Source organism: Arthrobacter sp. StoSoilB22, assembly GCF_019977315.1.
Taxonomy (GTDB): Bacteria; Actinomycetota; Actinomycetes; order Actinomycetales; family Micrococcaceae; genus Arthrobacter.
Genome location: NZ_AP024652.1, coordinates 1,477,158 through 1,488,994, shown reverse-complemented (window position 1 = coordinate 1,488,994; position 11,837 = coordinate 1,477,158). Strand labels below are relative to the sequence as shown.

Sequence of the window (11,837 nt, the reverse complement as noted above, 5' to 3'; positions counted from 1 at the left end):
CACGCTCTCTCACATCCCGGCCCCTAAAACTGCGGCCGTATGGTTTTCTGAGACAGGTTGATGGGAGATCGACTTCAGAATGACTGGTCCTAGAAGAAAATATGATGCGGCTTTCCGTGAGGAAGCTGTGCAGCTGGTGTTGTCCTCGGATCGTTCAGTGAAGCAAGTCGCTGACGAGCTCGGGGTGAAGGAGAGCACGTTGGGGAACTGGCTTCATCGGCACCGGGGAAAACATCAGGACGGTCCTGCTCTAGAGCCTGTGGACCCGGGCCCGGTGTCCTGGGATGAACACCGGAAGGCCTTGGCTGAGAACGAGAGATTGAAGGCCGAGGTCGAGTTCTTGGGAAAAGTCAGCGCCTTCTTTGCCGCGAAGCAAAAGTAGAGGACTTCTACGAGTTCATCGAAGCGGAGAAGGCCAACCATTCCGTGGCCTGGCTATGCCGGGCGTTGAAGGTTTCCAGGGCCTCGTTCTACCGATGGCGCAACCCGGCCGGGCCATCCCCGCGGGCAGTACGGCATCAGGATCTCGCCGCCGCGGTTACCGAGCTGTATAAGGAGGAGAAGGGCCGTGCCGGCCGGGACCAACTGACCCTGCTTTTGAACGAGAAGGGAGTGCGGGTCTCGGCCCCCACTGTCGGGGCGATCATGCGTGAGCACGGGCTGCGGGCCGTCCGCACCCAGGCCTGGAAGGCAACTACCGTCCAGGATCCGCAGGCCAAAACAGCCCACATCGAGAACCACATGCTCGATGCAGAGGGCAAGCGGGACTTCACCTCAACAGTGCCCGGAACCCGCCTGGTCGGTGACATCACCTACCTGCGCACGGGTGAGGGCTGGCTCTACCTGGCTACGGTGATCGATCTTTTCTCCGGCATGGTCATCGGCTGGTCCATGGCCGGGCACATGCGCGCGAGCCTGTGCACCGCGGCGCTGCAAATGGCCCGCAACCACGGCCACCTGACCGGGGCCTCGGTGGTGTTCCATTCGGACCGGGGCACCCAATACACCTCGGATGAATTCCAGAAATGGTGCGGCGATAACTCGGTGACGCAGTCCATGGGGAAAGTCGGGGTCTGCTGGGACAACGCCGTCGCGGAGAACTTCTTCTCCCACCTCAAAACCGAGTTCTACCACCACCAACGCTACGGCTCCCGACTCGCCGCCCGAACCGGTGTCATGGAATACATCGAGGGCTGGTACAACCGCCGCCGGCCCAACCGCCGAGCCGGCGGCATACCACCAGCCAAAGCCCACACCAACTACCAAACCCGCGCCCAGCAACCCCTGGCCGCCTAACCAAAAACAACAACGAGACCTGTCTCAAAAACTTGACGACCGCAAACCCCACGCTCTCTCACTTGCCACAAGGAAGTGAGAGAGCGTCCGGCCCAAACACGCGGGACGTGAGAGAGCGATCGGCTGGAACCCGCGGGACGTGAGAGAGGGTTCTAGGCGACCGCGGCGCGACTCTTGACGAACGCCTGAACGCAGGCTTCGACGTCGTCCGCGCTGTGCGCCGCGGAGAGCTGCACGCGGATCCGGGCCACGCCCTTGGGAACCACCGGGAAGCTGAAGGCAGTGACGAAGACGCCGTTGTTGAGCATCTCGTCAGCGACCCTGGCAGCTACAACGGCATCGCCGAACATGACGGGGATGATGGCGTGCTCGCCGTCGAGGAGCTCGAAGCCTTCCTCGCTCATGCGGCGCCGGAACAGCGCTGCGTTCTCGAACAAGCGGGTCCGCAGCTCGCCGGATTCCTGCACGAGCTCGATCGCCTTGATGGTGGCCGCAACAATGGCCGGGGCAAGCGAGTTGGAGAACAGGTAGGGGCGGGCCTTCTGGCGAAGCATTGCCACGATCTCGCCACGGCCGGAGACGTAACCACCCGAGGCGCCACCGAGGGCCTTGCCGAAGGTACCGGTGTAGATGTCCACGCGCTCAGAAACACCGGCGTGCTCCGGAGTGCCGGCGCCGGTGGGGCCCATGAAGCCGACGGCGTGGGAGTCGTCCACCATGACCAAGGCGTCGTGCTTCTCCGCGAGGTCGCAGATGGCTTCGAGCGGTGCGAGGTAGCCGTCCATGGAAAAGACACCATCGGTGACGATGATTTTCCGGCGGGACCCCTCAGCCTCAACCAGCTTGGCTTCAAGATCTGCCATGTCCTGGTTGGCGTAGCGGAAGCGCTTGGCCTTGCTGAGGCGTATGCCGTCGATGATGGAGGCGTGGTTCAGGGAGTCGGAGATGATGGCGTCTTCGGGGCCAAAGAGCGACTCAAACACGCCGCCGTTGGCATCGAAGCAGCTGGAGAACAGGATGGTGTCCTCGGTGCCCAGGAACTTCGAGACACGGGTTTCGAGTTCCAGGTGCAGGTCCTGGGTTCCGCAGATGAACCGAACGGACGCCATACCAAAACCGCGCTCATCCATGGCGGACTTGGCTGCGGCGATGATCTCCGGGTGGTCGGCCAGGCCCAGGTAGTTGTTTGCGCAGAAGTTCAGGACCTTGTTGGCCGGCTGGCCAAGCTGGCCGGCTGCGATGTGGCTGGCCTGCGGGGAATCGATGTGGCGTTCGGTCTTGAAGAGGCCGGCGCTCCGGATCTCGTCGAGTTCGCCCTGGAGTTGGTCTTTGATGGCTGAATACATGGTGCTCCTCAGTACGTCTGAAAGTCGGGGGATCTCTTAGAGTTCAGTCCAGTCAAGGACCACTTTGCCGCCCGTACCGTTGCGGGCAATTTCGAAGCCCTTTTCCCAGTCCTTGGCGGACAGCTTGTCCGTCACGACAGCGGAAATGCTGCGGTGCAGCACGGGGTTGGAGGACAGCATGGCGCTCATGGCGTACCAGGTTTCGAACATCTCGCGACCGTAGATGCCCTTGAGCGTCAGCATGTGCGTGACTACCTTGCCCCAGTCGATGTCGATGGACTGGCTGGGAAGGCCCAGCATGGCGATCCGGCCACCGTGGTTCATGTTGTCGATCATCTCAGGCAGCGCGGTGGGGTGTCCCGACATTTCCAGACCGATGTCGAAACCTTCGCGCATGCCCAGTTCCTGCTGTGCTTCACGGACCCGCATCTTGGACACGTCCACGGCGAGGTCAACGCCCATCTGGCGCGCGAGCTCCAGGCGCGGAGCTGAGACGTCCGTGATGGCGATCTTTCGTGCACCTGCGTGGCGGGCGACAGCGATTGCCATCAGGCCGATAGGTCCGGCGCCCGTGATGAGCACATCCTCGCCGACCAGCGGGAAGCTGAGGGCAGTATGGACTGCGTTGCCGAAGGGATCGAAGATGGCGCCAAGTTCCGGGGTGACAGATTCGTCCTGGTGGACCCAGGCGTTGGTCTCCGGGATGACGACGTATTCGGCAAACGCACCATCGCGCTGCACGCCAACGGATACCGTGTGGATGCACATCTGACGGCGACCGGCACGGCAGTTGCGGCAGATTCCGCACACTACGTGACCTTCGCCGGAGACTCTGTCCCCAACTTTGACGTCGCGGACGTCCTCGCCGATTTCCACTACTTCGCCATAGAACTCGTGGCCGGCAATGAGGGGCGCTTCGATGATGCCCTGGGCCCAGGCGTCCCAGCTTTGAATGTGGAGGTCCGTGCCGCAGATGCCGGTGGTCATCACGCGGATCTTGACGTCGCCGGAGCCCGCTTCAGGCTCGGGACGTTCGACCAGTTCGAACCCTTCGTGGGGTCCGGATTTGTAGAGAGCCTTCATGGGATTCCTCACTGCCAGGGCCGCTTCGCTGCTGCTGCATCCATTAGAGCGCCGCCGACGATTTAGCACAACTAGATTCTTCTCAATCAACGATTTAGGATTTGCTAATGGAAATCCATCAGCTGCAGATGCTCCGGGAACTCGGCGACCTGGGCAGCGTGAAGGCCGTTGCTGAAACTCTCATGGTCACGCCGTCGGCCGTTTCCCAACAGCTCGCCCTGCTCCAGAAGTCCGTGGACGTGCCGTTGACGCGCAAAGAAGGCCGGGCCCTGGTTCTCACCGATGCGGGCCGCGTCCTCGCGGAGGCGGGTGCCGCCGTCGTGAACGCCATGGCAGATGCGCGGGCCGCTATTGGCGCTTATCACGATGCTCCTGACGCGCCAGTAAGCGTGAGTGCTTTCCACAGCGCGGGTCAGGCGCTGTTCGCCCCGTTAGCGGCGCATTTGGCATCCGGGACGGCGTCCGACGGCGGGAAGTCGCCACGGCTTCGACTCTCCGATGAGGACGTGGCCCAGGAGGATTTCCCGGGGTTGGCTGCCCGATATGACCTGGTGTTGGCACACAGGATGGACAACAGCCCGTCCTGGCCGGAGGACAAGGTCGCAGTGATACCCCTGGCCGACGAGCCGCTGGATATTGCCCTCCCCGCGGATCACCCCTTGGCGGCCCGAAGCGAACTGAAACCGTCCGACGTCGTGGATGAACCCTGGGTGACCAGCCGCGACGGCTACTCCCCCGCAGACGTGCTGGCCGCCGTCGTCGCCGTGAGTGGGCGACCAGCCGAGGTACTGCACCGCATCAACGACTATTCCACCGTGGCGGCGCTGGTTTCCGCCGGTGGAGCGATCGGGCTATTGCCGCGCTTCACCGCCCGCCGTGTTTTGGATGCCGGCGTGGTTCTACGTCCGCTGTCCGGGGTGAACTCGGTACGGAAAATCGACATCCTGGCCCGTCCGGAGACACTCAAACGGAAATCGGTCATGACGGTTTGCGAGTCACTTCAAACCGTCATGACCGAGCTTGTTGAGCTATCCCGCGCCGGCTTACCCAAGTAAGTCGCAGCAGAGCGCGTTTTGAGCCGTCAAAACGCGCTTAACTGCGACTCAGTTGGGTCAGTCGCGAACCAAGGCGGGCTGACCGGCGTCGAAGTACTCCACCAGTTCGGCAGGGAGCTCCGGTACCTCGCGTGCAGAGCCATCGCCGCGTAACGATTCCGCTGCCAGGATGCCCGCCACCACAGCTTGGCGCGCGGCAATCGGACTGGTCTGGGTCCGGCCACCCTCCGACGCGAAGCGGAGGAACTCCTCGATCAGGCGCGGGTCGGCGCCGCCGTGGCCGCCTTCGCCGTCCTCAATGGTGATGACCTCATCCGGCGCCGCGTAGCCCGAGGACCTGCTGGTCCACACGTTGATGGTCTCTCCGGGCCCATCGCCCAGGTTTTCGATCCGGCCCTTGGTACCGATGACGGTGTAGTTGCGCCAGTAGTCGGGCGTGAAATGGCACTGCTGGTATGAGGCGAGCACGCCGTTATCCAACACCATGTTCATCATGGAGATGTCCTCCACATCGATCACCTCCGCCAGGTCCTTCTGCTCGGTGGGCGGCCAGTTGTCCATGGAGAACCAATCCCCCATGCGCTTGCCGGCGTTGTTGCTCCGGTTCGCGACGTCGCCATAAACCGCAAGATCGCCGACGGCGGCAACGCGCTTGGTATATCCGCCCGCCAACCAGTGGATCACGTCGATGTCGTGGGCACCTTTTTGGAGCAGGAGCGAGGTGACGTTGGCGCGCTGGGAGTGCCAGTCCTTGAAGTAGTAGTCACCGCCGTGTCCTACGAAGTGTCGGCACCAGACAGCCTTGATCTCGCCGATCCTGCCTTCTTCAATGAGCTGGCGCATCTGTACCACAACCGGCATGTGGCGCATATTGTGGCCTACATAGAGGCGGGTGCCGGTTTGGTAGGCCGTGGTGAGGATCAAGTCCGCAGCCTCAACCGTGATGTCCAGCGGCTTCTCGCAGAAGGTGGGAATACCCGCCTGGAGAGTACGGACTGCGACGGCGGCGTGCTGGTTGTCGGGGGTCAGAACCAGGACTGCATCCAGGCCACTGGCCAGCAGTTCCTCGAGATCATCCGTGATCCGGGCGGTGGGGATGCGTTCGGCGGCGTCAGCCCGGCCGCGCTCACTCAGGTCACAAACAACGGTGACCGCCGAGCCCTGGCCCGGCTTGTGGGCGTGCTTCCACAGCCCTGACCGCAGGCCGAAACCCACAATGCCGACCTTCAAATCCTTTTCCATGGTGTGCAATTTCCTTCTGCTGTTCTTAGTAAAGTCTGGTTGCGGCACTGCGGTGCGGCGCCGATTCGCGCACGAACAAATGCCAGGGGAAGTCAAGGACGGCGGGTGCAGTCGGCTTGTCCGGGCTGGACTGGCCGGTTGCCCGACGGAGGAGCAACCGCGCAAGTTTGTCGAAGAAATCCACGGGACCCACCGTGCTCAGGGAAGGCGACATGCGCTCGCCCTCCACGGTGTTACCCACGCCGATGATGTCCACATCGGTGCCAACAGCGAGGCCGAGGCGCTGGGCCGCATTGATGGCGCTGACTGCTGCATAATCCGTGGTGGCGTAGATGGCTGTGGGACGGTCCGGCATGCTGAGCAGCCGGGTTGCCGTGGCATACGCCCCTGCGCTGGTGCCATCGAACAAGCCCACATAATCCTCGCGTTCCGTGACGCCAGCATGCTCCAGCGCCTCGGAATACGCCCGGTACCGGGCGCCGCCGGACGTTCCGGCCGCCGTAGCCGGAGTAAGGCAAGCAATCCGGCGGTGGCCGTGGAGCAGGTGCTCCACGGCCATGCGGCACCCTGGCCCGGCAATGGAACGGATGACATCGAAGCCTTCCGCGTCCAGGGTCTCGTCAAAAACCACCAGGGTGGTTCCGTGCTCGGCGAGCTTCCGCAAGGCGTCCCGTTGCTCGCCATGGACAGCGTCCACAAACACGGCGTCGGCATTATGTGTACCGAGCACCTTCAGCCAGTCCGCGTCACCCAGGATCATCGGCGTGATGCCCAACGGACCTGCCACCTTCTGCACTGACTCAATGACGGACAGGGACCAGGGATCGGACAGCATGGTCAGCGAGAGGATCACAGTGTTTGTCCGGCCTGTGCGGATGGCCCGGGCCGCCTGATTGGGGCGGTAGCCAAGCCGCTCCGCAGCGGCCTTGACCTTTTCCGCCGTCGGATCCGACACCCCTGGTCCCCCATCGCCACGGCGACCTGACAGGACATAGGAAACCGTGGCCGTAGAAACGCCCGCTAGTTCGGCCACCATGCGAATGGTGGGTCGGACTCCGTTGTTACTCGCTTTTGCCATGGTTCCCCCTGCTGGTGCTTGCCTTGTACGTTTGCGTTGCGTGGTTGTTGGTTTGAGGCTAGCTCCTGAAGACCGGCACGTTGGGGTCCAACGCGGCCTGGTACTCATCGCGCATCTTGTCGCCGCCTTCGCTCTTCCAGCGTTTGACCGCGTCCTTGAGTTCGTCGATCTTGGCGCGGCCGGTGATGATGTCCACCACCTTGTCGCGCAACTGCTTGGTGATTTTTGCACCCACCTTGGCGTTGGTGTCCGAGTAGGAACCGTTGGTGGGGTTGCGCCAGGCCAGTTCCAGGAGCTTCTCTTCCTGCTGGCTGACGTAGCGGGTGTCGTCGTCGAAGCCGGGGTTAAAGATGACGTTCTCCGGGCTGGACATGATGTTCAGCGCTGAGACCAAACCAGGGGCGTTGGTGGTTCCGGTCTCGGTACGGGCCGGGTTGCCCGAGGCGTCGATGGTGTAGTCCTGGCCGAGTTCGCCGAAGTTCTTCTGCATGTATTCCACAGTGCCGAACGGGGCCGACAAGTAATTGATAAGCGCGAGCAATTCCCGGATTTTGCCCTCTTCGGCCTTCTTGAACGGCGTGAAGCCCACGGTTCCATAGCCCATGTCGTAGACGGGCTTGACCTTGCCGTCTGCGCTGAACGGAACCAGGATGTCGAACTGGGTGTCCTTGCTCAGCGCGCGGTAGCTGCGGATGTCGTGGGGACCGGAGACCACCTGGGCGGCAACACTACCGTTGGCCACACGCGAGCGGATATCCGTGGCCTTGGAGTCCGGGTAGAAGACGCCGGCTGCGAACATCTTGGCCGTGAACTCTACGCCGGCCATGTACTCGTCGGTTTCGTAGAGGTGGGTGAGGCTGCGGTCCTTGTTGACGGCCCAGCTGTTCGGAGCGCCAAACCATTCCGTGACCATGTGGAGGGCGTTGACGTAGGCCGGTTCAAGGGCGTACTGCTGATCGCCGGGCCGGGTCAGCTCCTTGGCCTTGTCCAGGAATTCGTCGGCGCTGGCTGCTTCGAAGCCACCCACCTTCGCCCACATATCGTGGTTTCCGAGATACACCTGCCCGAACGGGGTACTGGGGATGGGGGCTCCCCAGATCTTTCCGTTGACGACGGCGGTCTTCCAGGAATCGGGCTTAAGTGCGGCCAGGTTGGGGTACTCCAGGACGGCGTCACCGGAGAGGTACGGCGTCAGGTCCTGGAATTTGGCTTCCAACATTGGCCCGACATTGGGGATGCCCTGGTTCGGCGGAACCCACATCATGTCCGGAAGGTCGTTGCTTGCCAGGACCGTGGCGAACTTGGCGGGGTAGCCATCCCCGATGTCCTCAGCGATTTGGAGTTCAAGGTCGCCGCCGAGCTTGGCGTTGAGCCGCTGCCAGAAGGGGTTGTCCTTCAGTCCCGGGCTCATGGTGTCGAAGGTTTCGGTCAGGCCCGTCACCTTGCCCTTGAGCGGCGGCGTCTTCACAGACTGCACAGCGGTGGGCAGCTTGAAGTAGCCGGCCTGGAGGCCCTTGGCATTGCCTGCGATGTCCGGGGTGACGCCAGTGAATTCCTTGTACGTGGGCAGTTTGACCGAAGCGGAGGCAGCGGCGCCTCCGTTACTTGCGGCTCCGCCGCCACCGCAGGCGGACAAGCCGGCTGCGGTCACGGCCAGGCCTGCGAGGCCAAGGAAACCGCGGCGGCTGAATCCAGCCTGAGAGGTAGTGCTCGTCATGGCATAACCCTTTCTGGTTACTTGCTTAATTTCTGCGGATTTGGGTGTTTGACTGTTGGCTGGCTTGGGCTATCCCTTGACGGCGCCAGTGATAACGCCCTTGGCAAAGTGCTTCTGGAGGAAGGGGTACACCATGAGGATGGGGACCAACGCCACCACCACAACGGCCATCTCGATGGACTGGGGCGGGGGCGTGGTGGTGATTCCAAGCTGATCGGCCGCACCGCTCCCCTGGACAACAAAGTTGCGGAGCAGCAGTTGAATGGGCCATTTGCTGTGGTCGTTGATGTAAAGGAGGGCGTTGAAGAACGAGTTCCAGAAGCCCACCGCGTAGAACAGCCCGACGACGGCGATCACGGCTTTGGATAACGGCATCACGATGCGCCACAGGATTTGCCAGTCGTTGGCGCCGTCGATCCTGGCGCTTTCAATCAGCTCCCCGGGGATGTTCATGAAGAACGAGCGCATCACCACAAAGTTGAAGGCTCCAAAGATGCCCGGGAGGATCAGGGACCACAAAGAGTCCAGAAGACCGAGCTGGCGGATCATGAGGAAGGACGGGATGAGACCCGGAGCAAAAAGGAGCGTGAACAGGACTGCGAGGATCACTGGCCGGCCAAACAGCACCGTGCGGCTGGTGGCGTAAGCCATGGTGATGGTGACGAACAACGCCAGGATGGTCCCTACGGCGGTGACCAGCACGCTAACACCTAGTGACTGCAGGACCATGGGGCCCTTGAAGATGGTTACGTAGGCCTCCAAGGTGGGACGTTCGGGCCAGAGGACGAACCCGCCGGCTTCGATCAGCTGCTCCGTGTCAGCCAAGGACGTGGATACCACCAACAGGATGGGTGTCAGGATGGACAGGCTAAAGACGATCAAGACCACGGCTTTGACCGTTTGGTACAGCGCGGAAGGCTTTTCCTTCCACACCGGGCGCTTGGGGTTGTAGCTCAGTTCCCGGGGTTTCTTGGTGAAAAGTGTTGTTGCCATGGGGTTCTCCTTGTGCGGCAGGCGCGCGGGTCAGCGTGGCTTTCAGCGCACTTGTTTTGCGAAGATGCCGTCTTCGCCGAAGCGGTGGGCAAGTTTGTTGGCGCCGTAGATCAACAAGGCGCTGACTACGCCCTTGGCAAGGCCTGCTGCCGCGCCAGAGCTCCAGCCTCCTCCCACTACGCCCGTGTAGTAGGTGAAGGTATCCAGCACTTCCGCAGCTCCGGCTCCCACCGCGTCGCGTTGCAGGATGAACTGCTCGAACCCGACTGAGAGGATGTCGCCGATGCGCAGAATCAGAAGCAGGACGATCACAGGACGCAGCCCGGGGAGGGTGATGTGCCACATCCTGCGCCAGCGCCCGGCCCCGTCTGCCGCGGCGGCTTCGTAGAGAGAGGCATCGATGCTGGCAAGGGCGGCCAGGAAGATGATCATGGCCCAGCCGGCATCCTTCCAGATCATCTGGACCACCACCATGACCGGGAAGGTCTCGGGATTGGTCATGAAGGGAATCGGATCCATACCCCAGTCCCGGAGGAGGTTGTTGACGAATCCTGCGCCACCCAACATTTGTTGGAAGAACGCGATCACCAGAACCCAGGACAAGAAGTGGGGCAGGTAGGCGATGCTCTGGAAGATCCGCCGGACACGGGTGCTGATGAGTGAATCCACGATCAATGCCAGCACCAGTGGTACCGGGAAGAGGAAAACCAACTGCCAGGCGGCCAGGTACAGCGTGTTCCAGAAGGCGTGAACAAAATCCGGGTTACCGAACAGGTCCACAAAATTCTGCCAGCCAACCCACAAGCTGTCCCCGATGCCCAGATACGGCTGGTAGTCCTGGAATGCGATGACGTTGCCCAGGATGGGGATGTAGAAGAAGAGAAGCAGGAAGACCACACCGGGCAGCATCATGAGCAGCATCTGCTTGTCGCGTCGCAGGCGTGAACGGAAACTCTGCTGTGGGACCTGGCTTCTCTTCCGCTTCTTCGAACCGGATCCGGGGGCGTTGCTGCCAGGCGGCCCGGGGACTCGGCGAGCTTCGGGCAATGCCGGAGCCTGTTTCGTCGTCGAGTTCATACTGTCTCCTCAAGTGCTGAGCCCGAGCCACCAATGTGATTCAAGCCACGCTCGTTAACCGTTTAACAAACCATAAGTGACCAGCATCTCTTTTTGCAAGATCATGATCGAAACTGATCCCAGAAATCACTTTTCATCACGAAGGCGGCACAGAGAGGTGCCATGGAGTGCGCGTATTGCTTAAGGCCCGGGTCGGTTTGGACCACAAATGTGATGAGGGCTGGGTCTAGAGGTGCCCTCGCGCCCGTTCCCGCCACCTGCCCCCGAAATTACCTGCACGCACGGCGGAAACGGGAGCGACACCGGCACACAGCGGTACTCCCAGCTACTTCGGGCCGTGCCCGCGCTTATGCCCGTGGCCCTTGACGCCCGCTGGCAGCTCGCCGGACACCACCTTCGTAGCCGTCACCGTTTCGCCGTTCTTGGTGCCACTCACCTTCACTGTGTCCCCTGCCTCGAGATCAGCAGCCGTCGCTGACGGCAATGACGGCCTGCCCTTGCCGTTCCGGAGCTCCGACACATTTTCTGGGACTTTTGCGATGCGGGTTTCTGCAGTGATTGCGTAGCGCTGGGTGAAGCCGTCTTCGCTCTTGACGGTCACCTCGGGGCCGCTCACCGATTCGATGGTTCCGGTCTGCGTGAGAACAGTACGGTAGCTCCCGTCCTGTTGCTTGACCACGTGCTCGCCGTGGATCGCCTGCCCACGGCCCTCCGTGGACTTGGCCGCTCCGGACCCGGACGGGCTGGGCGAGGCAGAAGGGCTCGACGGCGAAGGGCTGGGTTGGGTGCCCGCCCACACAGCCGCGGCACCGCCACCGGTCAGTGCGAGGGCAATCGCACCGGCCAGAAGGCCCCTACGAAAGCTTGGTTTGAGAGTGGCCATGCATCCATTGTGCGCCCACAACAGGCGCGCCCACAGCAAAGTAGGCCGCAGTAATAAATGCGACCTA

The 11,837-nt window shown here is 62.1% G+C and carries 10 protein-coding genes; 2 read left to right on the top strand and 8 right to left on the bottom strand.

Going from position 1 to position 11,837, the window contains the following annotated elements; translation table 11 throughout:
* Positions 1-79: 79 nt before the first annotated feature.
* Positions 80-1,296, top strand: a protein-coding gene (locus tag LDN70_RS07025; protein ID WP_142937384.1) for an IS3 family transposase whose coding sequence is annotated in 2 segments (ribosomal slippage) — positions 80-344 and positions 344-1,296 — 1,218 coding nt in all. Because the reading frame shifts where the segments join, the coding sequence is not laid out codon by codon here.
* Between the two features lie 152 nt (positions 1,297-1,448).
* Here LDN70_RS07025 and LDN70_RS07020 read toward each other — a convergent pair.
* Both LDN70_RS07020 and tdh read right to left on the bottom strand, forming a co-directional pair.
* Positions 1,449-2,642 (bottom strand): glycine C-acetyltransferase, encoded by a 1,194-nt coding sequence (locus LDN70_RS07020; RefSeq protein WP_142939751.1) that lies wholly within the window; start codon positions 2,640-2,642, stop codon positions 1,449-1,451.
* 36 nt (positions 2,643-2,678) lie between these two features.
* Positions 2,679-3,725, bottom strand: coding sequence for an L-threonine 3-dehydrogenase (gene tdh, locus LDN70_RS07015; RefSeq protein ID WP_142939752.1), 1,047 nt, complete (start codon positions 3,723-3,725; stop codon positions 2,679-2,681).
* 107 nt (positions 3,726-3,832) lie between these two features.
* Between tdh and LDN70_RS07010 the strand changes: the two genes are divergently transcribed.
* A complete protein-coding gene (locus LDN70_RS07010) occupies positions 3,833-4,780 on the top strand; it encodes a LysR family transcriptional regulator (RefSeq protein ID WP_142939753.1) in 948 nt (315 codons plus the stop codon).
* Between the two features lie 57 nt (positions 4,781-4,837).
* On the opposite strand, the gene LDN70_RS07005 is transcribed toward LDN70_RS07010, so the two are convergent.
* The 6 genes from LDN70_RS07005 to LDN70_RS06980 all read right to left on the bottom strand — a co-directional run bounded on the left by LDN70_RS07005 (position 4,838) and on the right by LDN70_RS06980 (position 11,770).
* Positions 4,838-6,031: a Gfo/Idh/MocA family protein gene (locus LDN70_RS07005; protein WP_223942147.1), complete on the bottom strand. Its 1,194-nt coding sequence runs from the start codon at positions 6,029-6,031 to the stop codon at positions 4,838-4,840.
* Between the two features lie 16 nt (positions 6,032-6,047).
* A complete protein-coding gene (locus tag LDN70_RS07000; protein WP_223942146.1) occupies positions 6,048-7,100 on the bottom strand; it encodes a LacI family DNA-binding transcriptional regulator in 1,053 nt (350 codons plus the stop codon).
* 58 nt (positions 7,101-7,158) lie between these two features.
* Positions 7,159-8,817, bottom strand: a complete 1,659-nt coding sequence (locus LDN70_RS06995; RefSeq protein ID WP_223942145.1) for a type 2 periplasmic-binding domain-containing protein — start codon at positions 8,815-8,817, stop codon at positions 7,159-7,161.
* A 69-nt stretch (positions 8,818-8,886) separates the two neighbouring features.
* Positions 8,887-9,810 carry a carbohydrate ABC transporter permease gene (locus LDN70_RS06990; protein WP_223942144.1) on the bottom strand — a complete coding sequence of 308 codons (924 nt, stop codon included), beginning with the start codon at positions 9,808-9,810 and terminating at the stop codon, positions 8,887-8,889.
* Between the two features lie 42 nt (positions 9,811-9,852).
* Positions 9,853-10,887, bottom strand: a complete 1,035-nt coding sequence (locus LDN70_RS06985) for an ABC transporter permease (protein WP_166843046.1) — start codon at positions 10,885-10,887, stop codon at positions 9,853-9,855.
* A 325-nt stretch (positions 10,888-11,212) separates the two neighbouring features.
* Positions 11,213-11,770, bottom strand: coding sequence for a DUF5666 domain-containing protein (locus tag LDN70_RS06980; protein WP_223942143.1), 558 nt, complete (start codon positions 11,768-11,770; stop codon positions 11,213-11,215).
* Between the last annotated feature and the right edge of the window lie 67 nt (positions 11,771-11,837).

Coding starts and splice junctions, on each gene's coding strand:
- LDN70_RS07020 (WP_142939751.1), bottom strand. CDS start 2,642: ATGTATTCAGCCATCAAAGACCAACTCCAGGGCGAACTCGACGAGATC.
- tdh (WP_142939752.1), bottom strand. CDS start 3,725: ATGAAGGCTCTCTACAAATCCGGACCCCACGAAGGGTTCGAACTGGTC.
- LDN70_RS07010 (WP_142939753.1), top strand. CDS start 3,833: ATGGAAATCCATCAGCTGCAGATGCTCCGGGAACTCGGCGACCTGGGC.
- LDN70_RS07000 (WP_223942146.1), bottom strand. CDS start 7,100: ATGGCAAAAGCGAGTAACAACGGAGTCCGACCCACCATTCGCATGGTG.
- LDN70_RS06995 (WP_223942145.1), bottom strand. CDS start 8,817: ATGACGAGCACTACCTCTCAGGCTGGATTCAGCCGCCGCGGTTTCCTT.
- LDN70_RS06990 (WP_223942144.1), bottom strand. CDS start 9,810: ATGGCAACAACACTTTTCACCAAGAAACCCCGGGAACTGAGCTACAAC.
- LDN70_RS06985 (WP_166843046.1), bottom strand. CDS start 10,887: ATGAACTCGACGACGAAACAGGCTCCGGCATTGCCCGAAGCTCGCCGA.
- LDN70_RS06980 (WP_223942143.1), bottom strand. CDS start 11,770: ATGGCCACTCTCAAACCAAGCTTTCGTAGGGGCCTTCTGGCCGGTGCG.